The following is a 24917-nucleotide window of genomic DNA, read 5'->3' as shown; positions in this document are numbered from 1 at the left end:
GGTCAGGTTCACCTCCACCAGGGTTGACGATCTCCTCAAGACGGGCGAGGATGCGCTTTCTCTCTTCCGGATCGGAACTCAGAAGCAGGGCGAAGGCCTGCCCTTCCGCGAGAGCGGCCTGGGCGCGGACTTCCTTGGCCGCCAGAGCGGGAATCATGGCGTCCTCGTAAAGCCCCTTCAGGCTCTCGCCGGAATCGCGGGCCGTCTGGTACCCCACGAACCCAACCAGGGCCGTGAAGGCGCGAGGAAAGGAGAATGAGCAGAAACACCTTGCCGAAGGTCTTGACATTGCGGAGCCAGGACATGAAATCACCTCATCGAAAAAGAGATTGCGGCGGCGCCTCGAAACCGGCCACAAACCGCCCGACACGTCCCGCATCACGGAGGTTCCGCCTCATTGCATGAGGAAACGGCACACGGGAGAAAAGCTCTTGCGACGACAAGGGAGATGGCCCACAAAAACAAGGTCTGAAGTCATGTAAAAAAACAGTTTTTGTCCGGAGCAGAGAGAAAAGACCCCATGTTCGTGAAGAAAAAACCCAGAGAGTGTAGCAAAAAAAAAACCATATACTGTCCACCATGTTTGTTCATTATGTGACAAAGGAACCATGTCCCGGCGGCGAAGCCTCCGGAAAAAGATCTTCCGTCACGGGGAACGGAATAAAGGAGCGCCCCGGCACGCCCTCGGGGGGTAACCCCGCGATTCGGACCGAGCGAAGCAAGGAGGCGCCGCAAGGGGACAAACAAGGAAACAACAAAGACCCCGGCGAAGCATCTCTCCGCCGGGGGCCTTTTTCGGCGTCGTGTCCGTCACGTTGTGCGGAAAGGCCGTCACGGGATTCGGCGGGCGGATCCAAAAAGCGAGTGTCCACACGGCGCTTCCGGAGCGAGTGCTGCGACGGCGGCGGAGGGTTCTTTCGGGACGCAAACCGTCGTCATGGCCACAAAAGTCTGCCGACGTGAGCACTTTCGGCGGCAGTGGATTTCTTCCTCCGAGGGATCTCGTCGAGCCCGTTCCGATCAGCCGCTTCCGCCGAAAAAAACGTACCGCTTCCGGATCGCACCCCGCGCCCCGGAAACAGCCGTAGAGAACGGGATGGAGAACGACGGGCAAGCTGCCCCGCCCGTCTCAGAGGGCTCAGGAAATCAGGGAGCCTCGGCGGCAACGCCCGGGCCATAGAGAAAGCCCTCCAGGGAAAAGTTTCGGGGAAGCATGTCGAGATCGGCGTAGACCTCCGCGATGTGCTGCCATCGTGCCGACGGTCATCTCCCCCGGGGAAAACGGCGGTCGATGCGGAGCAGGGGAACCATCTGGCCGCCACTCGAAAGCGGGTGGAACTCCAGCATGTCCGGCGAGGTGTTAGCGGGTGCTCACCAGTCTGGCCCGCCTTCTCCGGGTTCGCCATGGCGTGGCGCCACCCCCGGAGGCTCGCCTCGCGAAAAGGCCGAACCCGGTCGGGATGCGCGGCGAGTTCCACCTCGGAGGTGAAGAGCACATCGCCGTAGAAATCGATGCCCGCGTCGAGGGGCGTGTAGAGGACGAAGGGCACGTGTTCCCGGTCGAGAAAGTAGGGTTCGTAGGTGGAATAGGCGGAGATGGCCTCCGCGCGCCCTTCGAGCAGGTCCCGGTAGTCGAAGCTGTGTTCCGTTCGGGTGACCGCATCCGGTGGAAGCCCCTCGCGCCGCAGAAAGGCCAGCAGTTCCTCCGACTGGGGTTCGAGCATGATCCGCCGGCCCGACAGGTCCATCCACGCCCCGGACGACCGCGTCCTTCCGGGCGATGAGCACCAGGGGGGAATGCTGAAACACCGCCGCCAGAGCCACCACGGCCCCGACCCGCCGCACGGGCGAGGAGAATTCCGCTCGCCCCCACGCCGAAGGAAGCGCGTCCCTCCGTCACCTCCACCACCGGGTCCGTGCCAGGCCGGGCCTCCCGAATCTCCACGTCGAGCCCCGCCTCGCGGTAGAACCCCTGTTCCAGCGCCACGTAATACCCGGCGAACTGAAAAGCGTGGGTCCATTTGAGCTGGAGCGCCACCTTCTCCAGGGGCGCCGCGGACGCCGGAGACGACAGGCCCGGCGACAGCAGAAGCAGAAAGGGAAGGAAAAGAAGAAGAAAAAGAAGACAGCGCGGAGAAGACGAAAAGGGCGGGCGCAACGGGGCTGCGGCCCGCGCCGGGCGTTCGCCCAGCCCTGAGGAAAAGCGGAGCAGGGAGCCGTCGGGGTCCTGGATCAGGAACTCCCTCTCGCCGCATGCCACGTCGCCCGCCAGGCGATGAAAAAGTGCCTCCCCGTGCACGAGAAACGCCGCCATCATCGCGAGCACCGCGGCGGATCAGTACAGATCCGGGGCGCGGTCGTCGAAGCAGGGAAGCCCCTCCCGGAAGGACTTCACCTTCTCCAGGTCGAGGACGGCCCGGCCGAGGGTCTCGTCGCCGCCCGCCTCCCAGAGAGGCTCTCCCCAGGGATCGAGGATGACCGACTTTCCCGCGAAGGCGGTGCCCCGGCTCTCGCCGCAGCGGTTGCAGGCCACGACGAAGAGCTGGTTCTCCACCGCCCGGGCGCGGAGCAGCAGGCTCCAGTGGGCGATGCGGAGGGACGGCCATTCGGCGCTCACAAAGAGCACCGTGGCACCCTCCAGGGCGAGCCGCCGGGAGAGTTCGGGAAAGCGGATGTCGTAGCAGATCTGGATCCCCGAGGGAACGCCGTCGATGTCGCAGCGGCACCGGGCGTTGCCCCGCAGGAAGTAGCGGTCCTCCTCCATGAGGCGGATGCGGTGGATCTTGTCGTAGGTGGCGACAAGACGCCCCTCGGGGTCGATCACCTGGGCGCGGTTCGCATAGCCTCCGGGCACGGAGGCGAGGACGCTTCCTCCCACGAACCACAGGCCGTATTTCCGGGCCAGGCCCCCGAGAAAGGCCGCCTCGGCCTCGCCGCCCGGGGTGGCCAGCTCGCCGATGCGCTCCAGGGCGTAGCCGGTGCTCCACAGCTCGGGCAGCACCAGCACCCGGGGGAGCGCCCCCTTTGCCGCCTCCGCGGCGAGCAGCGCCTCCACTTTGGCGAAGTTCGCCCCTCTGTCGCCGATGGTCACGTCAAACTGCAGCACTCCTGCGTCGAGCATGGGCATGGCCTCGTCCTCCTTGTGTGCGCGCCGCCACCCCAAAGCGGCAGGGCGCGAGCATATCCAGCGTTTCGTTCCGGCGTCTTTTGCATGTCGTCGTGGCTTTTCCCCGGAGCATTCCGCGTGCGTTTTGCGGTTCGCGGATTTCGTCCGGGGACATCCCGGAGCGCGCTCCGGAACCCGTCCCCCGGTGCATGCCGAAACGTCCTCCGGCGCCTCCTTGGACCGCATCATCATATCAAAGGAAGCGCTGAAAAACATCACGCCGCTCTCGGCAGGACGGAATGCCGCCCGCGACCCGCGCTCCGCACGATCCGAACGAGGACACGCCTTGCGTGAGCAGCGTCAGCATTTCCCGAAAAGAAACCAGGCGGGAAACGGGGCGGCTGGAAAAACAAGCAGTGGACCACCAAGAAGGGCCAGGAGCGCAGCGGGAAAGCCTTTCACCAAGAACAGCCTCTTCCGGCTTCTGACCAACGTGATGTACACCGGCAAGGTCGATTACAAGGGAGCCATCTACAACGGCGAACACGACGGAATCGTCGACGTCGCTCTTCGGCAGCGGGTGCAGGTGCTCTCCGACGAAACGGCGGCACCGGAAACCGAACAACGCGGCCACGAACGTGAACTCACACGGCTGCACACCAGAGTCCAGCAGCTGGTGAGCGAGTCCTTCACCGCCGCCTCGAACAAAGGGGCAGCCATGGATCAGCTAGCTCGCCGACCTGCAGAATCAGATTTGGACCATAGACGTTTGAATTCTCCGGCCTGCGCAAAAACCGCGCAGGCCGGTGGAATGATGGGTTGGGCCGCATACGTGATTACCGATACGGCTTGGTGCTGACAAACACCCGAACACCTATATCCAGCGTGTCCGCAAGCCCCATCGCTTCAATTGCAAATTTATGATCGGCCTTTGGCCCGAAATAAATGATTGACTTGTTAGAAATTAGCCCAGGTTTGCTTGCAACATAGGCACGTTTTGGATCTCTGTCATCAAATACGACCTTTGAGGCTAGGGCATAGTTGTCTTTATGAACGATGGAGCGAATCTCTTGTTCCGATGAATATTCGGATGACTTGAACAGAAAAAGGAGAGGGTGTGTCGCTTGGATTACCTCTTCGAGGTCAGCCATCGCATTCCTGTAGCTTTTCCGTATAGCGTTGAGTCGTTTAACAAGAGCTTGCTCAAGTTTATGAACTGAACGATCTGCCGCAGCTGCACCACCGCCTCGTGTCTCAGTACCGTAGGTGACGCGGTAGAGTTGATTTGGAAATACAGAGCATAGATTTGCAAGGGGGATCATCAGACAAGAGCCCTTGCCATCAGCACCATAGAAACGCCAGTGATTTAAAGAGTCGCTTGTCGATTCTTCACCTGGCTTGATCGTAGTAGCTGTCCAGCACGAAAGAAACGTACACTTGTTGTAAGCAGAATAGAGAAGGCGCGATCTCCGTAGTTGAGCGAGACGTTCAACAAATGCCTCTTTATGATGTGGATGTTTGCATTTTCTTGCTGCCCGAATCATTACATCAACCAGATATCGGCCCTCCTCCGGATCATTCATGTAATCACCATCGAATTGCCGCATAAGATTTGTCTCAGCTTTCTGAAGGAGCAAGCGTGGTGTTTCTGCGACCGTGTAATGCGCAGCATATTCGGTAACGTCAGCACCAGTTACCCGTTGCGCATTGAGGAGGCTATCTACTTCGATGCGATATTCGTTGATGTTCATTGTGTTCTAGCGGCAATTGTGCAGGATTGTTGCGGCTCAACACCGTCGTTGCAGACGCAGTTATAAGCCTTCGCCTGCACCAACTTGTTCGGCCTTCCGTCTGTGCACATCAGATGCGAGAACCCAGCAGCAATCATCATGGCTCGGCAATCCGCTGTGGTTATCTCGTTGCCTTGTCGTCACAGTGCGGCTGTGAAGCCTTCTCTGCCCTGTACGGCCTCTGTCTGGATGGCTTGCTCGTCCGGTTCTCCTGCTTCGGGAAAGAATGCATTGGTTCCGCTGAAAAGACCGACTAGGTTGTAGACGTTGACGGCAATGCTCTTGACATTCTCCCTGCCGATTATCGCCAACGCGACGAGGGCAACAACCTGACCCAATCGGGACAAGCTGACTTGCCCGTGATGGTACAGGGGCGATCCGGGAACAGGAAAAACGCTGCATCACGCCGTGCTGTGTGCATGGGAGGTCTACACCCAGCCACATCTGCTCCACCAGTTCCTCTGGAGTGTGCTCCGGCCCCAGCGGCTCGCACATGTTGTACCATGAGAGTCCGGCTTCGAGTATGCGTTCAATAGTCTTTCTACGGTCGGCAGGAGTCATGCAGGAATCAACGCCTTCACGAATGCGGCAGACATGATACGCTCCCGTCACAGTCACACCCGCCGCGCGGAACTCTTGCAGTTGAGACGCCGTAACATCGCCGACATTTGCCAGTATCTCCAGTTGCGCGGGAATCCGTCGGCGCAATTCCGCACACAGGTCACGAAACCACTCTAACCCGAAGCGGTGCATGGTCATGAGAAAGACACCTTGCGCTCCACCGCGGGCGAATCGTTCACATCGCGCTATGATCTCATCCGTCGACAGGAGCGCAAGGTGTCTTTCTCATGACCATGCACCGCTTCGGGTTAGAGTGGTTTCGTGACCTGTGTGCGGAATTGCGCCGACGGATTCCCGCGCAAACTGGAGATACTGGCAAATGTCGGCGATGTTACGGCGTCTCAACTGCAAGAGTTCCGCGCGGCGGGTGTGACTGTGACGGGAGCGTATCATGTCTGCCGCATTCGTGAAGGCGTTGATTCCTGCATGACTCCTGCCGACCGTAGAAAGACTATTGAACGCATACTCGAAGCCGGACTCTCATGGTACAACATGTGCGAAGCCGCTGGGGCCGGAGCACACTCCAGAGGAACTGGTGGAGCAGATGTGGCTGGGTGTAGACCTCCCATGCACACAGCACGGCGTGATGCAGCGTTTTCCTGTTCCCGGATCGCCCCTGTACCATCACGGGCAAGTCAGCTTGTCCCGATTGGGTCAGGTTGTTGCCCTCGTCGCGTTGGCGATAATCGGCAGGGAGAATGTCAAGAGCATTGCCGTCAACGTCTACAACCTAGTCGGTCTTTTCAGCGGAACCAATGCATTCTTTCCCGAAGCCAGGAGAACCGGACGAGCAAGCCATCCAGACAGAGGGCCGTACAGGGCAGAGAAGGCTTCACAGCCGCACTGTGACGACAAGGCAACGAGATAACCACAGCGGATTGCCGAGCCATGATGATTGCTGCTGGGTTCTCGCATCTGATGTGCACAGACGGAAGGCCGAACAAGTTGGTGCAGGCGAAGGCTTATAACTGCGTCTGCAACGACGGTGTTGAGCCGCAACAATCCTGCCACAATTGCCGCTAGAACACAATGAACATCAACGAATATCGCATCGAAGTAGATAGCCTCCTCAATGCGCAACGGGTAACTGGTGCTGACGTTACCGAATATGCTGCGCATTACACGGTCGCAGAAACACCACGCTTGCTCCTTCAGAAAGCTGAGACAAATCTTATGCGGCAATTCGATGGTGATTACATGAATGATCCGGAGGAGGGCCGATATCTGGTTGATGTAATGATTCGGGCAGCAAGAAAATGCAAACATCCACATCATAAAGAGGCATTTGTTGAACGTCTCGCTCAACTACGGAGATCGCGCCTTCTCTATTCTGCTTACAACAAGTGTACGTTTCTTTCGTGCTGGACAGCTACTACGATCAAGCCAGGTGAAGAATCGACAAGCGACTCTTTAAATCACTGGCGTTTTCTATGGTGCTGATGGCAAGGGCTCTTGTCTGATGATCCCCCTTGCAAATCTATGCTCTGTATTTCCAAATCAACTCTACCGCGTCACCTACGGTACTGAGACACGAGGCGGTGGTGCAGCTGCGGCAGATCGTTCAGTTCATAAACTTGAGCAAGCTCTTGTTAAACGACTCAACGCTATACGGAAAAGCTACAGGAATGCGATGGCTGACCTCGAAGAGGTAATCCAAGCGACACACCCTCTCCTTTTTCTGTTCAAGTCATCCGAATATTCATCGGAACAAGAGATTCGCTCCATCGTTCATAAAGACAACTATGCCCTAGCCTCAAAGGTCGTATTTGATGACAGAGATCCAAAACGTGCCTATGTTGCAAGCAAACCTGGGCTAATTTCTAACAAGTCAATCATTTATTTCGGGCCAAAGGCCGATCATAAATTTGCAATTGAAGCGATGGGCTTGCGGACACGCTGGATATAGGTGTTCGGGTGTTTGTCAGCACCAAGCCGTATCGGTAATCACGTATGCGGCCCAACCCATCATTCCACCGGCCTGCGCGGTTTTTGCGCAGGCCGGAGAATTCAAACGTCTATGGTCCAAATCTGATTCTGCAGGTCGGCGAGCTAGCTGATCCATGGCTGCCCCTTTGTTCGAGGCGGCGGTGAAGGACTCGCTCACCAGCTGCTGGACTCTGGTGTGCAGCCGTGTGAGTTCACGTTCGTGGCCGCGTTGTTCGGTTTCCGGTGCCGCCGTTTCGTCGGAGAGCACCTGCACCCGCTGCCGAAGAGCGACGTCGACGATTCCGTCGTGTTCGCCGTTGTAGATGGCTCCCTTGTAATCGACCTTGCCGGTGTACATCACGTTGGTCAGAAGCCGGAAGAGGCTGTTCTTGGTGAAAGGCTTTCCCGCTGCGCTCCTGGCCCTTCTTGGTGGTCCACTGCTTGTTTTTCCAGCCGCCCCGTTTCCCGCCTGGTTTCTTTTCGGGAAATGCTGACGCTGCTCACGCAAGGCGTGTCCTCGTTCGGATCGTGCGGAGCGCGGGTCGCGGGCGGCATTCCGTCCTGCCGAGAGCGGCGTGATGTTTTTCAGCGCTTCCTTTGATATGATGATGCGGTCCAAGGAGGCGCCGGAGGACGTTTCGGCATGCACCGGGGGACGGGTTCCGGAGCGCGCTCCGGGATGTCCCCGGACGAAATCCGCGAACCGCAAAACGCACGCGGAATGCTCCGGGGAAAAGCCACGACGACATGCAAAAGACGCCGGAACGAAACGCTGGATATGCTCGCGCCCTGCCGCTTTGGGGTGGCGGCGCGCACACAAGGAGGACGAGGCCATGCCCATGCTCGACGCAGGAGTGCTGCAGTTTGACGTGACCATCGGCGACAGAGGGGCGAACTTCGCCAAAGTGGAGGCGCTGCTCGCCGCGGAGGCGGCAAAGGGGGCGCTCCCCCGGGTGCTGGTGCTGCCCGAGCTGTGGAGCACCGGCTACGCCCTGGAGCGCATCGGCGAGCTGGCCACCCCGGGCGGCGAGGCCGAGGCGGCCTTTCTCGGGGGCCTGGCCCGGAAATACGGCCTGTGGTTCGTGGGAGGAAGCGTCCTCGCCTCCGTGCCCGGAGGCTATGCGAACCGCGCCCAGGTGATCGACCCCGAGGGGCGTCTTGTCGCCACCTACGACAAGATCCACCGCATCCGCCTCATGGAGGAGGACCGCTACTTCCTGCGGGGCAACGCCCGGTGCCGCTGCGACATCGACGGCGTTCCCTCGGGGATCCAGATCTGCTACGACATCCGCTTTCCCGAACTCTCCCGGCGGCTCGCCCTGGAGGGTGCCACGGTGCTCTTTGTGAGCGCCGAATGGCCGTCCCTCCGCATCGCCCACTGGAGCCTGCTGCTCCGCGCCCGGGCGGTGGAGAACCAGCTCTTCGTCGTGGCCTGCAACCGCTGCGGCGAGAGCCGGGGCACCGCCTTCGCGGGAAAGTCGGTCATCCTCGATCCCTGGGGAGAGCCTCTCTGGGAGGCGGGCGGCGACGAGACCCTCGGCCGGGCCGTCCTCGACCTGGAGAAGGTGAAGTCCTTCCGGGAGGGGCTTCCCTGCTTCGACGACCGCGCCCCGGATCTGTACTGATCCGCCGCGGTGCTCGCGATGATGGCGGCGTTTCTCGTGCACGGGGAGGCACTTTTTCATCGCCTGGCGGGCGACGTGGCATGCGGCGAGAGGGAGTTCCTGATCCAGGACCCCGACGGCTCCCTGCTCCGCTTTTCCTCAGGGCTGGGCGAACGCCCGGCGCGGGCCGCAGCCCCGTTGCGCCCGCCCTTTTCGTCTTCTCCGCGCTGTCTTCTTTTTCTTCTTCTTTTCCTTCCCTTTCTGCTTCTGCTGTCGCCGGGCCTGTCGTCTCCGGCGTCCGCGGCGCCCCTGGAGAAGGTGGCGCTCCAGCTCAAATGGACCCACGCTTTTCAGTTCGCCGGGTATTACGTGGCGCTGGAACAGGGGTTCTACCGCGAGGCGGGGCTCGACGTGGAGATTCGGGAGGCCCGGCCTGGCACGGACCCGGTGGTGGAGGTGACGGAGGGACGCGCTTCCTTCGGCGTGGGGGCGAGCGGAATTCTCCTCGCCCGTGCGGCGGGTCGGGCCGTGGTGGCTCTGGCGGCGGTGTTTCAGCATTCCCCCCTGGTGCTCATCGCCCGGAAGGACGCGGTCGTCCGGGGCGTGATGGACCTGTCGGGCCGGCGGATCATGCTCGAACCCCAGTCGGAGGAACTGCTGGCCTTTCTGCGGCGCGAGGGGCTTCCACCGGATGCGGTCACCCGAACGGAACACAGCTTCGACTACCGGGACCTGCTCGAAGGGCGCGCGGAGGCCATCTCCGCCTATTCCACCTACGAACCCTACTTTCTCGACCGGGAACACGTGCCCTTCGTCCTCTACACGCCCCTCGACGCGGGCATCGATTTCTACGGCGATGTGCTCTTCACCTCCGAGGTGGAACTCGCCGCGCATCCCGACCGGGTTCGGGCCTTTCGCGAGGCGAGCCTCCGGGGGTGGCGCCACGCCATGGCGAACCCGGAGAAGGCGGCCAGACTGGTGAGCACCCGCTACACCTCGCCGGACATGCTGGAGTTCCACCGCTTCGAGTGGCGCCAGATGGTTCCCCTGCTCCGCATCGACGCCGTTTCCCCGGGGGAGATGACCGTCGCACGATGGCAGCACATCGCGGAGGTCTACGCCGATCTCGACATGCTTCCCCGAAACTTTTCCCTGGAGGGCTTTCTCTATGGCCCGGGCGTTGCCGCCGAGGCTCCCTGATTTCCTGAGCCCTCTGAGACGCGGCGGGGCACTTGCCGTCGTTCTCCATCCCGTTCTCTACGGCTGTTCCGGGGGCGCGGGGGTGCGATCCGGAAGCGGTACGTTTTTTCGGCGGAAGCGGCTGATCGGACGGGCTCGACGAGATCCCTCGGAGGAGAAATCCACTGCCGCCGAAGTGCTCACGTCGGCAGACTTTTGTGGCCATGACGACGGTTGCGTCCCGAAAGAACCCTCCGCCGCCGTCGCAGCACTCGCTCCGGAAGCGCCGTGTGGAACTCGCTTTTGGATCCGCCCGCCGAATCCCGTGACGGCCTTTCCGCACAACGTGACGGACACGACCCGAAAAAGCCCCGGCGGAGAGATGCTTCGCCGGGGTCTTTGTTGTTTCCTTGTTTGTCCCTTGCGCGCCTCCTTGCTTCGCTCGGTCCGAAATCGCGGGGGTTACCCCCCGGAGGCGTGCCGGGGCGCTCTTTATTCCGTTCCCGTGACGGAAGATCTTTTCCGGAGGCTTCGCCGCCGGGACATGGTTCCTTTGTCACATAATGAACAAACATGGTGGACAGTATATGGTTTTTTTTGCTACACTCTCTGGGGTTTTCTTCACGAACATGGGGTCTTTCTCTCTGCTCCGGGACAAAAACTGTTTTTTACATGACTTCAGACCTTGTTTTGTGGGGCCATCTCCCTTGTCGTCGCAAGAGCTTTCTCCCGTGTGCCGTTTCCTCATGCAATGAGGCGGAACCTCCGTGATGCGGGACGTGTCGGGCCGGTTGTGGCCGGTTTCGAGGCGCCGCCGCAATCTCTTTTTCGATGAGGTGATTTCATGTCCTGGCTCCGCAATGTCAAGACCTTCGGCAAGGTGTTTCTGCTCATTCTCCTTTCCCTCGCCTTCACGGCCCTGGTTGGGTTCGTGGGGTACCAGACGGCCCGCGATTCCGGCGAGAGCCTGAAGGGGCTTTACGAGGACGCCATGATTCCCGCTCTGGCGGCCAAGGAAGTCCGCGCCCAGGCCGCTCTCGCGGAAGGGCAGGCCTTCGCCCTGCTTCTGAGTTCCGATCCGGAAGAGAGAAAGCGCATCCTCGCCCGTCTTGAGGAGATCGTCAACCTGGTGGAGGTGAACCTGACCACCATCGAGAAGAGCGAGCTGGACGAGCGCTCCCGAAATCTGCTCATGCGCATCCGCGACGCCGCCCAGATCTATCGCTCCGCCAGAAAGGGAGCCATCGACCTGGCCATGGAGGGGAAAAACACCGAGGCCTACGCGCTCTACCAGGAGCAGGCCGCTCCCGCGAGCGCGTCCTACCAGCGCCTGCTTCTCCAGCTCGCGGAGCATCTGCAGAAGAACGCCGAGACCCTGGAACAGGCCGCCCTCGCCAAGGGAGAAAGCGCCGCGCAGACTCTTCTTCTGCTCACCGTCGCCTCGCTGGTGCTGGCCCTGCTTGTGGGGTGGTTCGTCACCCTGGGGCTGACACGTCCTCTCGCACGGCTTGAAGGGCTCGTGAACCGCTTTGCCGGAGGTGACCTGACAGTACGGTTCGCCGAGGAGGGCAGGGACGAGGTAGCCCGCATCGCCGCCGCGCTGGAGCGCATGGCTGCGGCATTGCGCGAGGCCGTGGGTTCCGTGGCGGAGACCGCCGACGGCGTCGTCGCCACGGCGGAGGAATTTTCCGCCCTCGCGGAGGAGACCAACGCGGGAGTCGAGGAATCCCGCGCCGGAGCGGAGCAGGTGGGGAGCATCATGGAGAGCCTCGCCGCCGCGGGAGAGGAGATCAACGCCTCGGTGGAGGAGGTCGCCGCGGGAGCGCAGACTTCCGCAACGCGGGGCGGCGACGTGGCGGAGCAGGTGAACGAGGCGAAGAACGCTGGCGACGCGGGGCTCGAGGCGGTGCAGTCCACCACGGAGAGCATCACCGCCATGGCCCGGGAGGTGGAGGACTCCGCGAAGGCCGCGGAGGAGCTGGCCCAACGGGCGGCGAAGATCCAGCAGTTCGTGTCCCAGATCTCGGGTATCGCGGACCAGACGAATCTGCTCGCGCTGAACGCCGCCATCGAGGCGGCCCGGGCTGGCGAGGCGGGGCGCGGCTTCGCCGTGGTCGCCGAGGAAGTGCGGAAGCTGGCGGAGGAGTCCAACGGTGCCTCGCGGAACATCGCGGAGCTGGCGGGCATCATCGCCAGGGATCTGGATTCGGTCCTCACCGGAGCAAAGCGCAACCGGGAGCTGGGCAAGACCGCGGAAGAGCGCGCCCGGGAGGCACAGGTCCGCATCGGCCGTATTCTGGAGGCGCTGGAGCACATCGCCCTGGCGTCCCAGGACGTGGCCGCCGTGTCCCAGGAGCAGGCCGCGTCGAGCGAGGAGATCGCCGGGGCCGTGCAGGACATGGCGGGAAAGGTGAACAACGCCGCTTCCATGGGGGTGACCATGCGAAACCAGATGGGCGAGATCGCCGCCGCGGCGGAGCGCCTCGCCCAGGGCGCGGAGGAACTCTCCCGTCTCGGCGCCGACCTGGAGGCGCGCATGGCCTTCTTCCGCTTCGACCGGACGGCGACGGGTTCGAACGCCCGGGAGGAAGACCAGAAACTCGTTGCCCTGCCGGAATAACGCCTGCTCTGGCATCGCCGGAGCGACCGTTCCGACACGTTCATCGCACCACGTGTTCAGGATGAGACAGCGCCGCGAACCGATCGGCCCTTGCTGTGGTTGACGAGAAAGAGCGACGTCCCGTGAACCTAAGGGCCGGATGGAAAACGGCCGCGTGAAACCTTGTCTTTGGCCTGGAAAAACAGACGCAAACAGGGAAGAGGCGCTTCCGACCTCTTCCCTGTTCGTCAATTTTCTCGCCGGAAATGCGCATCCCGCGACGCGTGACAAAGAAGGGGAGAAGATACGCGACTCCTCTTCCGCCCCTGATCGCGTGTCCGTCGCGCCTCCTCAGGAGATTGCAATTGCGACTTTCCGTGCGATCCTGTCCTCCGTCCTTTGTCACGCGTCCATATCGTTGACGACGCCCCTCAGCCTTCCCGAGGGCTTTCCTCGTCCGGTCTTTGTGCGGCGGTGCGGATCCATGTCAGGGCGTCCGCCTCGGGGAGCGGGCGGGAGAAGAGATAGCCCTGAACGAAGAAATCCGAGCCGAGATTCCGCAGAAGCGAGAGCTGTTTCGCCGTCTCCACGCCCTCCATGGTCAGCTCCAGGCGGAGTTCCCGGGCGAGGTGAATCATGGTGGAGACGATGGCCCTGGTCCGTTCTCCTGCCAGGTCCGTCATGAAGGTGCGGTCGATCTTGATCCCCGCCAGGGGCAGGAAGCGGATGTACGACAGGGAGGAATATCCCGTGCCGAAATCGTCCAGGGAAAAGCGGACGCCCTTGGAGGCGAGGCGCTCCATGGCGCGCACCGTGGCGGTGGGGTTTTCCAGAAAGGCCGATTCGGTGATCTCCAGCTCCAGCCGCGTCGGGTCCAGCCCGGTGCGGGACAGCGTGTCGAGGACGAGATCCACCAGATCGTCTCCGGCGAACTGCTTGGGGGAAATGTTCACCGCCATGACCAGATCGTGTCCGCTCCGTTGCCATTCCAGGGCGGTGCGGCACGCCGTCTCGAGGGCAAAGGCGCCGAGGCGGCCGATTTCGCCGATCTCCTCCGCGAGGGGAATGAACTCCGTGGGGGAGACGATGCGTCCCTCTTCGTCTCGCCAGCGGAGGAGGGCTTCCGCGCCCACGGGGAACCCCCTGTCCGCCGTGACTTTCGGCTGGTAGTGGAGCACGAACTCTCCCGTGGCAACGGCCCGGCGGAGCTGGGCCTCCAGGCGCAGACGGCGCTGCACCTGCTTGTCCAGCAGCTCCGTGAAGAGGCGATAGGTGTTGCCTCCTTCGCGCTTGGCCCGCTCCATGGCGAGGGCGGCGTTCTGGAGCAGCATCTCCGGCGTCTCTCCGTCCCGGGGGTACAGGGCCATTCCGGCGCTGGCGCTCACCTGGACGGCCTCCGTCCCCAGGACGAAGGGGCGTCGCAGGGCGTCGAGCATGCGCTCCACCGTGCCGACGCTCTGCCCCAGATCCTCCACGCCGGAAAGGAGTACCACGAACTCGTCGCCGCCGAAGCGGGCCACCTCCGCTTTGCTCTCCACCGTCTCCTGAAGGCGCTCTCCTGCCTCCCGGAGGAGTGCGTCGCCCGTGGGAAAGCCCAGTGTCTTGTTCACCGTTCCGAAGCGATCCAGGCCCAGATGGACCACCGCGAGCATGCCTCCGCTCGACTGGGCGTTCTCACAGGCAAGAGCGAGGCGCTCCTCGAAGAGAAAGCGGTTGGGCAGTTCCGTGAGCCCGTCGTGGAAGGCCTGGTAGAGCAGCTTGTTCCGGCTGCTGTGCAGCTCGCTCAGATCCTGGAGGGTGCCGATGTACTCGGTGACCTCCCCTTCGTCGTTCGTGCAGGCCACGATGTGCAGCATCGCCGGAAAGGCCTCGCCGTTTCTGCGTCGGTTCCAGATTTCGCCGCTCCAGGAATGGTGCTCCGCGAGGGTCTGCCACATCTCTTCGAAAAACGCCTTGTCGTGCCGGTCTGACTTGAGGATGCGGGGATTCCTGCCCAGCGCCTCCGCGGGAGAATAGCCCGTGATGGCCGTGAAGGCTGGGTTCACGGAGAGAATGGTCGCCTCCCGGTCGGTGATCATCACCGCTTCGTCGGCGTGCTCGAAGACCTTGGTCGCCAGGGCAAGCTGCCGCTCCGCCCGGTCCAGAGCGCGCAGTTTCTGCCGGAACGCCTCGTCCAGGGCGTCCAGGGATTCCGTGCGCTCCCGGATGCGCGCCTCGAGTTCCGCGTTGGCCTCGCCCAGGCGGTGCGCGTCCGTCACGTCCATGGATGTGGTGAGAAGGCATGTTTCACCGTCCACGTCGATCAGACATGCCGAGAGAAGGATGTGCAGCTCCGCTCCGTCCTTCCGGTAGGCCACCGCCGTGTACCGGGGGATCTGGCCCTCCCTGCGGATGGTCTCGTAGAACTTCTTCAGCTGTTGCGTCTGGGAGGCCCCGAAGATACCCACCTCCAGGGCGTTGCGTCCGAGCAGCTCTTCCCGGGAGAATCCCGTGAGGCGCTCGAAGGCGGGGTTCACGTCGAGGAAGGCGCCCCCCTTCATGCGGTTCACGGCGATGCCCATCGGGCTGGTCGCAAAGACCGTGCGGAAGCGCTCCTCCGTGCGGCGGATGGTCGTCTGGGCTTCCTTCTCGCGGCTCCGGAGCGCGGCGGAGCGGTAGCTCAGGGGAAGGGCGATGGCGCAGGCGACGAGCAGCGCAAGAAGACCCATGTCGGTGAGGCGCTGCCGCCATGCGGCGAGATCCGCCGCCACGTCGTCCAGATACACCCCTGTGCCCACCACCCATCCCCAGGGCTCGAAGAGTTCCACGTAGGAGATCTTGGGCGCCACCACGTCGAGCTGGTCCTTGAGGTGCCATTTGTAGTCCACGTACCCCGCTCTCCCGGGGTTGTCCACAGCCCTGGAGATTCGGGTCGTGATGTCGAGCAGCATGTTGCCGTCCGGTCCCTGGGCGGTGCTTGGGTCCACACCCTCCAGGTCGGGGCGGTAGGGGTGCATGAGAAGGCGCATGGTGCGGGCGTCCATGACCCAGAAATAGTCTTTTCCCTCGTCGCCGAAGCGGTGCCGTCTCAGGAAGCTCAACGCCCGGTCCTGAACTTCTTCGAGCTGCCGGAGCCCCCGGCGGACGTCTTCGGCCCGGGCACGGAGGTCCGAGATCTGCACCTGTACGAGGCGTCGGCAGAGTTCGCGCTTCTGCTGCAGATGACTTTTTTTTCAGGGTGGGAACGACCTGTCGGAAGATGAGGAAAGCGAGCAGGGCGAGGAGAACCGCCACGGGGAGCATGGTGAGCGCGAAAGTGCGCAGAAAGAGATGTCGCCGCGCCGCCGTGCCGGATGTGGAGGTGCTCCGGGCGTCGCCGGTTTTGTCGGAGTCGGGGGGGAGAGGGGACGGGAACGGATTTCGGACGGACATGACGGAAGCCCCCTTCCTGCGCGCTTGTTTTGCGCAAAAACCGAAAGCTGCCTTCCCTGGAGTTCTTAAAGCGGGTATTCTTCTTTGCTGCACAATCATAACAGAAAGCGGAAGAACCCGTGCGTGTGCATTCCGGTGGTTTTTCCGGAAAGGGCGTTGCGTTGGAAAAGGGGTGAGAAAAACAGCCGGGGACATGGAAACAGCAACGACAACGACATCTGCGGGAAATGGATGTCCCCTGAGTGCGGGAAGCTGTCGAAGCCGCTCGACGGAGCCGCCGAGTCATTCTATACTGCACTCGGAATTTTTGTTTCTGCGCATCGCCTCCGCCCGGGGTTTTGTGGTGCCCCGTCGCTTTTTGGAGGTTTTCGCGGCCTTCGCCCTTTCGGCGAAGGCCGATGAAGAACGATGGACGTCGATATCGATATCGATGAAGAAGGAGCGAAAACGACGATGGCGGAATGGTTTCTGAGTTACGGCGGCAAGCAGGAAGGCCCCTACACGACGGAACAGGCGGCGGAGCGGGTGGCGAAGGACCCGTCGGGATTCGCCTGGCGGCAGGGCTATGCGGAGTGGCTTCCCATGAGTGCCGTGGACGAGCTGCGGAGCGCCTTTGCGGCACCGCCCCCACCTCCCTCCGTTGCCCGGCGCAAGGCCGACGAGGTGGATTTCCGCGTCTTCGGCACGGAGATGCAGTATGTGGAGATCGAGCTCGATCCCGGCGAGAGCGTCGTCGCCGAGGCGGGGGGCATGATGTACAAGGATCCCCGCATCTCCATGGAGAGCATCTTCGGCGACGGGTCCGCCTCGTCCTCGGGCGGCGGGTTCATGGGCAAGCTTATGGGCGCGGGCAAGCGGGTCCTCTCGGGGGAGAGCCTTTTCATGACCCTCTTCACCCACACCGGACAGGGCAAGGCCAAGGTCGCCTTCGCCGCCCCCTATCCGGGGAACATCCTTCCCCTGCATCTGGACGACCTGGGCGGAACCCTCATCTGCCAGAAGGACAGCTTCCTCTGCGCCGCCAAGGGCGTCGCCGTGGGCATCTATCTTCAGAAGAAGATCCTCACGGGGCTCTTCGGCGGCGAGGGGTTCATCATGCAGCGTCTCGACGGGGACGGCATGGTCTTCGTCCACGCCGGCGGCACCCTGATGGAGCGCGAACTCGCTCCCGGCGAGGCCCTCGACGTGGACACGGGGTGCGTGGTGGCCTTCGCCCCCTCGGTGCAGTTCAACGTGCGCCAGGCGGGGAACATCAAGACTGCCCTCTTCGGCGGCGAGGGGCTTTTCTTCGCCCATCTCCAGGGACCCGGCAAGGTGTGGCTCCAGTCCCTGCCCTTCTCCCGGCTCGCCTCGCGAATGCTTTTGGGCTCGGGCGGCAAGGACGAGGGATCCGTTCTTCCCAATATCGGCGGCCTCTTCCGGGGCGACGGCAACTGAGGCGGCGCGGACGAGGAGCCGCGAACACTGCGGATCTCCGCGCGACCGAGAGAGAAGACGCGTGCGGCCGTTGACGTTCCCCTTCTTCGTCGCGGCCACACCGCCGGACCGGCGGAGCAATGCGCCGGAAGGTTGGGTTGGAAAGGAGAAGAGGCGTTCATGGAGCTGAGGGACATTCCGTTTCAGACGGTGGATCTGGAGAGCCTGCCCGCGGAGGAGCACAGCGGCATCGGCGGCAACGCCCTCTGGAAAGTGGTGAAACAGGGGAACGTGCGGGTGCGCATCGTCGTCTATCCGCCGGGCTATCTGGCGGACCACTGGTGCGAGAAGGGACACGTGGTGTACGTTCTGGAGGGCTCCTTCACGTCGGAGCTCAAGGACGGCAGAAAGTACGAGCTGACGCCGGGCATGTGCTACCTCGTGGCGGACGGAGCGGAGCCCCACCGTTCCTCCACGGAGGAGGGCGTGAAGCTCCTCATCGTGGACTGAGAGCATCGAAAAAAATCGAAGCAGGACGAACGGGCCGGAGCCGCACGGAAGCGCTCTGGCCCGCCGCGTTTCATGATGTTCCCTTTTTAGGGAAGCCCTGAATAAAAGTTGTGTGCGTCAAGTTGTGTAAAAGGGTTTTCATGGTGTTTGGCGGCCGTCTGTCGGGAGCTGGCTCCATTTCCGTTGCGTTTGACGTGACACTTCAAGCCCCTTTTGAGGAAATGGGTTTGCGCTTCGGGGGGCGGATTCGTGGTAGACTTCCTCTCGGGCAGTCCATCCCGCATCGATCCGTCAAAAGGAGTGTTTTCCGCATGTCATCCGGCAGAACGCGACAGGATTCCTTCTCTCTCAAGACCTGGGCCGCCCTGGTGACCCTCTATCTCTGCTGGGGTTCCATCTTCCTGGCGAACCGCCTCGCCCTGGAGGGGTTTCCGCCTTTTCTGGCCAACGCGGTACGCTTCTTCGTCGCCGGCGTGATCCTCTACGCATGGCTGCGTTTCCGCGGCGAGCCTCCCATGACGTCAAGGGAGTGGAGGCAGGCGTTCTGGGTGGGAATTCTGCTCTTCATCTGCGGGTCCGGCTTTACTACCGTGGGACAGCTCACGGTCTCCTCCGCCATGACTGCCACGGTGGTCTCCACGGTGCCTCTCTGGGCGGTGCTGGCAAGTTCTCTGTTGGAACGGACCATGCCGGGACGGACGGAACTTCTGGGCATGGCCGTAGGTGTGGCTGGGGTGGTGTTCCTCCATCTCGACCAGGGGCTTCGGGGCAATCTCACGGGAAGTCTCTTTCTGCTCGCCGCGGCGGCCACATGGGGCATCGGTTCATCCTTCAACCGTGTCCTGCCGGCGTTTCATCGCCCTCTCGGCTCGGCGGTACAGATGATCGTGGGAGGAGTGCAAGTTTTTGCCGTGGGCATGCTCCTGGGAGAACGCCCGGTCTGGCCCCTGCCGCCCGCGGCAATTCTCGGGGCGCTGCACCTGGTGACGCTGGGATCCATCGTGGGGTTTTCCGTCTATCTCTATCTGCTGCGTACCACCCGCGCCTCCGTGGCGACCAGTTATGCCTTCACGAATCCCGTCATCGCCTCTTTCCTCGGTTGGTGGCTGCTGGGCGAGACCGTAACGCTCCACCACCTGGCCGCCATGGGCGTCATCCTTGTGGGTGTGGCCCTGGTTCTTCTGGGGCGGAAGAAAACGGGGACGGCTGGTGGCGGAATGCCCCTGGGCAAGTGTCCCGAAGAGGCGGTTGTCCGTCACTGAGAGGTCCGATTTTTCGCGGCGAAGCGGGCCAGATATTTGCCATGGTCCCTTTCGTGTGGTTCGTAGGGGCCCTGAAAATGCGGACTTGACACGAGGAAGTCCGCCGTGGCCTCGTTGAAGGCCGAGGGCACGTCGTAGAGAACCGCCAGGCGCAAAAGCGCCTTGATGTCCACATCGTGGGGATGCGTTCCCAGAGGATCGATGAAGAAAATAAGCAGGTCGATGGTCTTTTCGGCGATGGCCGAGCCCATTTGCTGGTCTCCTCCAAGCGGGCCGCTGCGGAAACGGGAGACGAGGAGGTTCGGATAGGTCTCCGTGAGTAACCCGCCGGTGGTTCCCGTGGCGAAAAGATGGTGCGGTTCGAGGGCCGTCAGGTGTTTCCCCACCCATTTCAAAAGATCGGATTTACATTCGTCGTGGGCGATGAGGCCGATGTGTTTCATGCTCGTTCCTCCTTCGTAACAGGTGTTCTCATCTTTACAGAAAAGACCATGACGTTCTCTAGGCGTGGCATTGGGGTAAATCCAAAGGAAGCCCTGAATAAAAACCTTTCGCTTTCCCTTGACTCGGATCGCATCAGGCTCTGCGAGGCGCCCTGCGGGGCTGACGCAGCCTTATTCAGAGATTTCCAAAGGGTTGGAAAGGCAACGGTCGAAGGTGGAAAGTGCTGCGCCGATTTTCGGGAGACCGTTTTTTCTCCGTCGAAAAGACAACGGACGGGCATTGTACAGAATTCAGACGTCCGCTACGAGGAACCCTCTAAGAGCGGAGCGGGACGTTTCCGGACGATACAGATTTCCCCATCGGCAGCAACCGGGAGGACAAGCGACACGTACGGGTACTGTGCGTCAAAATCCACGAGGTATGGCTGAAATGCTGAAATCCAGTCGCTACCTCAACACAGATTTGTTGATCAAACAAAAAAAAAGAACTCCTGAAAAAGTGCGGCTCATCGCCGCTGGCGGCCGCTGGCGGCCCTAAAAACCTTTTTGCACAACGTGACGCACACAACGCAACTTCCTCTTGCATGACTCAATGGCGAACACAGTTCTCAACATTCCTCCCAGAAGCAAAAAAGCGAAGAAGATAAAAAACTCCTGTTTTCCGGAGAACAACCGGAAAACAGAAGCCATCAGCTATAACGGCGTATTGCGCGAGCCCCAGCACGAGAGTCTCAACGTCACTCGGATCGCTGATCGCTATACCAAAAGAAGAAGCGCTTTCCAAAAAGTGTTTTTCGGCTACGTTGTGGAGGTCGAAGCGGACGCCGGTTCAGCCCCCGCGGAGGGGGCATTTTCGAAGGCGTCTTCCTGGGGAAGCAGTCCCTTTGCTCGGTAGATGGGAACGGCTTGGGTCCAGAGACGGGGCAGCCTGCGCCAGAAGACGATGCCCGTGACGATACAGATTGCGGAACCCGACGCAAGGGCGAGTGGTGCACCTATGATGGAGGCAAGCCAGCCGAGAAGGAGGCTTCCCGCAGGGCCCATTCCATTGAGGGCGAAGATATAGATTCCCATGACGCGGTTGCGTTTGTCGTCGTCCACGAGAGTCTGTACGAGGGTATTACAGGAGACGAGGGTCACCACCATGGCAAAGCCCACAAACGCCATGAGAGGAAGGGAGAGCGGAAACCACCGGGAAAGGGCGAAGGCCCCGGTGGCGCATCCGAATCCCGTGAGCGTATAGGCCACAACCCTGCTGAGTCCGACGGGAGTCTTTCGGAGCGCGATCATGATCGAACCCGTCAATGCGCCGACCCCTGATGCGGTAAGGAGAAAACCCAGCGTTTTTGGACCGCCGTGAAGGATTTCCCGGGCGAAGACGGGAAGCAGGATCAGGTAGGGAAGGCCGAAGATGGAGAGGAGCGCCAGAGCGAGGAGGATGTCCCGGATGGGTTCGAAGGTGGTGACGTAGCGCCATCCCTCGCGGAAGTCCGCCATCTTGCTCTGTCGGACGCCGTCTTCTTCGTCGGGTTTTGCGATGGGCTTCCGGGTGAGGCGCATAAGGGCGATGGCGACCAGAGTCGCCAGATAAGAAACGCCGTTCAGGAGAAAACAGATTCCTTCGCCCACAGTGGCGATCGTGATGCCTCCCAAGGTGGGACCCAGGAGCCGTGCGAGATTGAAGATGGAGGAATTGAGACCGATGGCATTCCCAAGGTCTTGTTTGTCGTCCACCATAAAGATGACGAAGGACTGTCGGGCGGGGAGTTCGAAGGCATTGATGAACCCCATGAAGCATGAGAGAACCACAACGTGCCAATACTGGACCCTCCCCGTGAGCGTCAGCGCCGCGAGGATGAAAGCTTGGCACATGGAGAGAAACTGGCAGACGAAAACGGTCTTCCGGAGATCCCATTTTTCGAGCAGAACGCCTGTGTAAAGGGAAAGAAGTATGGGAACCTGTCCCACAAAATCGACGATTCCCAAGGCTACGGGGGAATCGGTGAGGCGGTAGACGAGCCAACTCATGGCGATCCGTTGCATCCAGAACCCGATGAGGGAGACGCTCTGTCCCGTGACGAAGAGTCGATAATTCCGGGAGCGGAGCGCCCGTAGCAAGGATCCTGATGCGGGCGCCTGCGGCATGGACGGAGAGGCTTTTCCCGTTGGGGAGATCTGTTCGGCAGCCATAATGCGGAAATTATACACGAATCGGCGGTATTGGTTTCCTCCAAGGTGCACCGTCGAAACCATACCAAAACGCCGGTTCCATTCGAGTCCGTTTCCGAGAAGGCTGCCGATCCTCCGACGCAAAAACTCCGGTGGGCATGGGGTGTGGTTTTTTCGGAGCGTTGCACTCCGGATTTCCACGTCCGGAGTGCAACGGCAGCTGTTTTCGGGTGCGGAAGCGTTTTCCGGGGCATTGCTTTTCGGGGCCGTCGCTCTGTTCCTGGCCGCTCCGGAAGAGATTTACCAGGACGAGGTCGGTTCGCGCTCCGTTCCGGCGGTCTGGATATCAGGCGGTTGCATCCTGGGCGATTTCTCCCAGATAGGCGCAGCGCACCGCCGGGTCGTCGAGCAGCTCTTTTCCCGTTCCTCCCTTCACGAGCGCTCCGGCTTCAAGGACATGAGCCCGATCGCTGATCTCCAGGGCCTGCACGGCGTTCTGTTCTACCATGAGCACGGTGATGCCCGAATTGCGGAGTTCCACAATGGTCTCCATGAGCTGTTCCACAATGCGTGGCGCCAGTCCCAGGGAGGGCTCGTCGAAGAGGAGCATCCGCGGGGCGCTCAGGAGCGCCCGGGAAATGGCGAGCATCTGCTGCTCCCCACCTGAAAGGGTGCCCGCGAGCTGGCCGAGGCGCTGGCGCAGAACGGGAAAGAGAGTGAAGATCCGCTCGTAGTCCTTGTCCACATTCTTGTCTTTGCGAAGATAGGCGCCCATGACGAGATTTTCCCGAACCGTAAGGGGGGCGAAAAGGCGACGCCGCTCCGGAACGAGGGCCAGTCCTTTTCGGACGACCTCGTGGGGGGATTTCGGCAGTGGCTCGCCGTCCCAGAGGACTCGACCTCCCGATGAACGGACGACTCCCGTGAGCGCCCACATGATGGTGGATTTCCCCGCACCGTTCGCGCCGACGATGGACACGATCTCTCCCGAAGCCACCGCGAAGGAGACGCCCCGAACCGCGTGGATCTTTCCGTAGTGCACGTCGAGGGCCTCCACGACGAGCAAGGGCTTCGATGCGCTTTCCGGAGCCGTTCCGGCGGACTCCGTCTCGGGAGCGGCGCTGTTCGGGACGGTGTGATCCGACTCACGCGGCATGATCGCTCTTCCCCTTTCCAAGATAGGCTTCGAGAACGCGTTCGTCCTTGCGGATCTCCTCGGGCGTTCCCTCGGCGAGGAGGGCACCGAAATTGATGACGGCGATGCGTGAGCAGATGTGCATGATGAGGTCCATGTGGTGTTCGATCACGAGGATCGTCAGGGAGAAGCGCCGGTGAATCTCCTGAATGTGCGCGGAGAGCGCCCGGGTCTCTTCGGGGTTCATTCCCGCCGCCGGTTCGTCCAGGAGGAGGAGGGAGGGACCCATCGCGAGAGCGCGGGCAATCTCGAGCTTGCGCTGGAGACCGTAGGGCAGGGTTGCCGCCGGTGCGTCCGCGTAGGCGGCGAGTTCCATCTCGGTGAGCAGTTCCATGGCCCGGGTTTTCAGTTCCCTCTCGGCGCGTCCCACCGAGGGCAGGTGCAGGATCGCCGAGGCTACACCGTAGGAAGCGCGCTGCCGAAGGGGGGTGAGTACGTTCTCCAGGCAGGATTGGCGGTTGAAGAGCCGGATGTTCTGGAACGTTCGGGCGATGCCCTCGTGGACGATGGCGTCCGGAGCGAGACCGAGGAGCGATCTCTCCCGGAAAAGAATGACTCCTGCATCGGGGCGGTAGACCCGGGTGATGAGGTTGAAGACTGTGGTCTTTCCCGCTCCGTTCGGCCCGATGATGCCGTAGACGGCTCCTTCGGGAACGGACAGAGAGAGAGTATCCACGGCACGGATGCCACCGAAGTTCTTGGTGAGGTGCTCCAGGCGGAGCAGGGGTGGTTTCTCCCCCTCGCCGGAGGAGGAAGGCGCTGTCTCGGTCTTTGGGACCGCTCCGGTGGATTTTTCCCGAGGCGAAGCCGGCATGGTGGAAAGCGTCGCAGAAGATTTGCCTGGGGCGAAGAATTTTCGCAGAACCGTCGGAAGCTCCGTGTAACCCATCAATCCCTGAGGACGGTAGACCACGATGGTGACCAGCACGAGTCCGTAGGCGACGAGGCGCCAGATCTGGGCCACCCGGAGTGCCTCGGGGAGGGCGATGAAGATGAACGAGGCGAGCAGAGGGCCGGAGATGCTCCCCATGCCTCCGGCGATGACCGTGGCGAGAAGCATGGTGGACTGCACGAGCGTGAACATGACGGGCTGGATGAACGAGAGATAATGCGCCAGAAGCCCTCCCGAGAGGCCGCAGAGGGCGGCGCTCACGAGCAGGGAGAGGAGACGGGTGCGGAAGAGATTGACCCCCGCCATTTCCGCCGCCACGGGGTCTTCCCGGATGGCGATGCAGGCGCTGCCCCATCGGGAGGTGAGAAAGTTCCGAACGCCCCAGATGGAAAGCGCCAGAGCGAGAAGCACCGCGGGAAGTGTCGTGTGGGGTTCGATGCCCGGAAGCCCTCTGGCGCCGTTGGTGATCTCGAGATTTTCGAGCAGGACCCGGAGTCCTTCGCCGAAGCCCAGAATGGCGATGGCGAAATAGTCGCTCCGCAGTTTCGCCTTGAGGGTGGGAATGCCGATGATGAGGCTCACGCAGGCGGCGACGATCATGCCCGCCACGAGGGACGGAGCGAAAGGTGCGTCGTAGTAGTAGGTGAGGATGGCTGACGTGTAGGCGCCGATGCCCACGAACGCGGCGTGTCCCAGGGAGAAGAGTCCGGTGAATCCCGTGAAGACCGCTACGCCGAGGACGGCCACCATGTTGATGCACGCGAGGGTGACGATGGAGAGAATGTAGTTCATGC

General features: G+C 61.7%; 20 protein-coding genes and 1 pseudogene. 8 read left to right on the top strand and 13 right to left on the bottom strand.

Annotated features, from left to right (window positions below; genetic code table 11):
* The 4 genes and pseudogenes from K349_RS19745 to K349_RS0110495 form a co-directional block, all read right to left on the bottom strand.
* Positions 1-217 (bottom strand): MCP four helix bundle domain-containing protein (locus K349_RS19745; protein WP_245588030.1); only part of this gene is annotated, 217 nt, incomplete at its 3' end.
* A 718-nt stretch (positions 218-935) separates the two neighbouring features.
* Positions 936-1748 carry an ABC transporter substrate-binding protein gene (locus tag K349_RS19905; RefSeq protein ID WP_051464321.1) on the bottom strand — a complete coding sequence of 271 codons (813 nt, stop codon included), beginning with the start codon at positions 1746-1748 and terminating at the stop codon, positions 936-938.
* Between the two features lie 98 nt (positions 1749-1846).
* Positions 1847-2314: pseudogene (locus K349_RS20135) on the bottom strand (ABC transporter substrate-binding protein); the annotation flags it as partial.
* A 21-nt stretch (positions 2315-2335) separates the two neighbouring features.
* A complete protein-coding gene (locus K349_RS0110495) occupies positions 2336-3127 on the bottom strand; it encodes a carbon-nitrogen family hydrolase (RefSeq protein WP_029165751.1) in 792 nt (263 codons plus the stop codon).
* 184 nt (positions 3128-3311) lie between these two features.
* Between K349_RS0110495 and K349_RS0110490 the strand changes: the two genes are divergently transcribed.
* Positions 3312-3965: a hypothetical protein gene (locus tag K349_RS0110490; RefSeq protein WP_157367361.1), complete on the top strand. Its 654-nt coding sequence runs from the start codon at positions 3312-3314 to the stop codon at positions 3963-3965.
* Here K349_RS0110490 and K349_RS19195 read toward each other — a convergent pair.
* The 3 genes from K349_RS19195 to K349_RS0110470 all read right to left on the bottom strand — a co-directional run bounded on the left by K349_RS19195 (position 3943) and on the right by K349_RS0110470 (position 6822).
* Complete coding sequence (locus tag K349_RS19195) at positions 3943-4857, bottom strand: hypothetical protein (RefSeq protein WP_157367220.1); 915 nt, start codon at positions 4855-4857, stop codon at positions 3943-3945. The two genes, K349_RS0110490 and K349_RS19195, sit on opposite strands and share 23 nt — an antisense overlap.
* Positions 4858-5036: 179 nt before the next feature.
* Positions 5037-5243: a hypothetical protein gene (locus tag K349_RS0110475; RefSeq protein WP_157367363.1), complete on the bottom strand. Its 207-nt coding sequence runs from the start codon at positions 5241-5243 to the stop codon at positions 5037-5039.
* Between the two features lie 997 nt (positions 5244-6240).
* Entirely contained in the window at positions 6241-6822 is a 582-nt protein-coding gene (locus K349_RS0110470; protein ID WP_029165754.1) for a hypothetical protein, read from the bottom strand.
* A gap of 154 nt (positions 6823-6976) precedes the next feature.
* Between K349_RS0110470 and K349_RS19190 the strand changes: the two genes are divergently transcribed.
* Entirely contained in the window at positions 6977-7423 is a 447-nt protein-coding gene (locus tag K349_RS19190) for a hypothetical protein (RefSeq protein WP_157367362.1), read from the top strand.
* Between the two features lie 15 nt (positions 7424-7438).
* On the opposite strand, the gene K349_RS0110460 is transcribed toward K349_RS19190, so the two are convergent.
* A complete protein-coding gene (locus tag K349_RS0110460) occupies positions 7439-8092 on the bottom strand; it encodes a hypothetical protein (protein WP_157367361.1) in 654 nt (217 codons plus the stop codon).
* 184 nt (positions 8093-8276) lie between these two features.
* On the opposite strand from K349_RS0110460, the gene K349_RS0110455 reads away from it, so the two are divergent.
* The 3 genes from K349_RS0110455 (at position 8277) to K349_RS18115 (ending at position 12846) form a co-directional block, all read left to right on the top strand.
* Positions 8277-9068, top strand: coding sequence for a carbon-nitrogen family hydrolase (locus tag K349_RS0110455; RefSeq protein WP_029165751.1), 792 nt, complete (start codon positions 8277-8279; stop codon positions 9066-9068).
* A gap of 18 nt (positions 9069-9086) precedes the next feature.
* Complete coding sequence (locus K349_RS17045) at positions 9087-10247, top strand: ABC transporter substrate-binding protein (RefSeq protein WP_029165750.1); 1161 nt, start codon at positions 9087-9089, stop codon at positions 10245-10247.
* Positions 10248-11070: 823 nt separating this feature from the next.
* The gene (locus K349_RS18115; protein WP_029165748.1) at positions 11071-12846 is read left to right on the top strand and encodes a methyl-accepting chemotaxis protein; all 1776 of its coding nucleotides are present in this window, start codon (positions 11071-11073) and stop codon (positions 12844-12846) included.
* 410 nt (positions 12847-13256) lie between these two features.
* Here K349_RS18115 and K349_RS18110 read toward each other — a convergent pair whose 3' ends face one another.
* Positions 13257-16025 carry an EAL domain-containing protein gene (locus K349_RS18110; protein WP_274703390.1) on the bottom strand — a complete coding sequence of 923 codons (2769 nt, stop codon included), beginning with the start codon at positions 16023-16025 and terminating at the stop codon, positions 13257-13259.
* Positions 16026-16689: 664 nt separating this feature from the next.
* Between K349_RS18110 and K349_RS0110420 the strand changes: the two genes are divergently transcribed.
* The 3 genes from K349_RS0110420 to K349_RS0110410 all read left to right on the top strand — a co-directional run bounded on the left by K349_RS0110420 (position 16690) and on the right by K349_RS0110410 (position 19424).
* Entirely contained in the window at positions 16690-17673 is a 984-nt protein-coding gene (locus tag K349_RS0110420) for a TIGR00266 family protein (RefSeq protein WP_029165744.1), read from the top strand.
* A 159-nt stretch (positions 17674-17832) separates the two neighbouring features.
* Complete coding sequence (locus tag K349_RS0110415; RefSeq protein ID WP_029165743.1) at positions 17833-18162, top strand: DHCW motif cupin fold protein; 330 nt, start codon at positions 17833-17835, stop codon at positions 18160-18162.
* 311 nt (positions 18163-18473) lie between these two features.
* Entirely contained in the window at positions 18474-19424 is a 951-nt protein-coding gene (locus tag K349_RS0110410; RefSeq protein ID WP_029165742.1) for an EamA family transporter, read from the top strand.
* Here the strand turns inward: K349_RS0110410 and K349_RS0110405 are convergent.
* The 4 genes from K349_RS0110405 to K349_RS19990 all read right to left on the bottom strand — a co-directional run bounded on the left by K349_RS0110405 (position 19418) and on the right by K349_RS19990 (position 24915).
* Positions 19418-19867: a methylglyoxal synthase gene (locus K349_RS0110405; protein WP_029165741.1), complete on the bottom strand. Its 450-nt coding sequence runs from the start codon at positions 19865-19867 to the stop codon at positions 19418-19420. The two genes, K349_RS0110410 and K349_RS0110405, sit on opposite strands and share 7 nt — an antisense overlap.
* 798 nt (positions 19868-20665) lie before the next feature.
* The gene (locus K349_RS0110400) at positions 20666-21985 is read right to left on the bottom strand and encodes an MFS transporter (RefSeq protein WP_245588029.1); all 1320 of its coding nucleotides are present in this window, start codon (positions 21983-21985) and stop codon (positions 20666-20668) included.
* Between the two features lie 397 nt (positions 21986-22382).
* Positions 22383-23192: an ABC transporter ATP-binding protein gene (locus K349_RS0110395; protein WP_084460342.1), complete on the bottom strand. Its 810-nt coding sequence runs from the start codon at positions 23190-23192 to the stop codon at positions 22383-22385.
* Positions 23182-24915, bottom strand: coding sequence for an ABC transporter permease subunit (locus tag K349_RS19990; RefSeq protein WP_029165738.1), 1734 nt, complete (start codon positions 24913-24915; stop codon positions 23182-23184). The genes K349_RS0110395 and K349_RS19990 overlap by 11 nt, the downstream gene beginning before the upstream one ends.
* Between the last annotated feature and the right edge of the window lie 2 nt (positions 24916-24917).

Source organism: Aminiphilus circumscriptus DSM 16581, from assembly GCF_000526375.1.
Taxonomy (GTDB): Bacteria; Synergistota; Synergistia; order Synergistales; family Aminiphilaceae; genus Aminiphilus; species Aminiphilus circumscriptus.
Note: the sequence above shows the minus strand (reverse complement) of the source record. Positions and strands in the feature narration are given on the sequence as shown.

Excerpts from the sequence above, each read along its gene's own strand:
- K349_RS17045 (WP_029165750.1), top strand. The coding sequence starts at position 9,087 with ATGATGGCGGCGTTTCTCGTGCACGGGGAGGCACTTTTTCATCGCCTG.
- K349_RS19190 (WP_157367362.1), top strand. The coding sequence starts at position 6,977 with ATGATCCCCCTTGCAAATCTATGCTCTGTATTTCCAAATCAACTCTAC.
- K349_RS0110410 (WP_029165742.1), top strand. The coding sequence starts at position 18,474 with ATGTCATCCGGCAGAACGCGACAGGATTCCTTCTCTCTCAAGACCTGG.
- K349_RS0110405 (WP_029165741.1), bottom strand. The coding sequence starts at position 19,867 with ATGAAACACATCGGCCTCATCGCCCACGACGAATGTAAATCCGATCTT.
- K349_RS18115 (WP_029165748.1), top strand. The coding sequence starts at position 11,071 with ATGTCCTGGCTCCGCAATGTCAAGACCTTCGGCAAGGTGTTTCTGCTC.
- K349_RS19990 (WP_029165738.1), bottom strand. The coding sequence starts at position 24,915 with ATGAACTACATTCTCTCCATCGTCACCCTCGCGTGCATCAACATGGTG.
- K349_RS0110395 (WP_084460342.1), bottom strand. The coding sequence starts at position 23,192 with ATGCCGCGTGAGTCGGATCACACCGTCCCGAACAGCGCCGCTCCCGAG.
- K349_RS19195 (WP_157367220.1), bottom strand. The coding sequence starts at position 4,857 with ATGAACATCAACGAATATCGCATCGAAGTAGATAGCCTCCTCAATGCG.
- K349_RS0110455 (WP_029165751.1), top strand. The coding sequence starts at position 8,277 with ATGCCCATGCTCGACGCAGGAGTGCTGCAGTTTGACGTGACCATCGGC.
- K349_RS0110420 (WP_029165744.1), top strand. The coding sequence starts at position 16,690 with ATGGCGGAATGGTTTCTGAGTTACGGCGGCAAGCAGGAAGGCCCCTAC.
- K349_RS0110415 (WP_029165743.1), top strand. The coding sequence starts at position 17,833 with ATGGAGCTGAGGGACATTCCGTTTCAGACGGTGGATCTGGAGAGCCTG.
- K349_RS0110495 (WP_029165751.1), bottom strand. The coding sequence starts at position 3,127 with ATGCCCATGCTCGACGCAGGAGTGCTGCAGTTTGACGTGACCATCGGC.
- K349_RS19905 (WP_051464321.1), bottom strand. The coding sequence starts at position 1,748 with ATGGACCTGTCGGGCCGGCGGATCATGCTCGAACCCCAGTCGGAGGAA.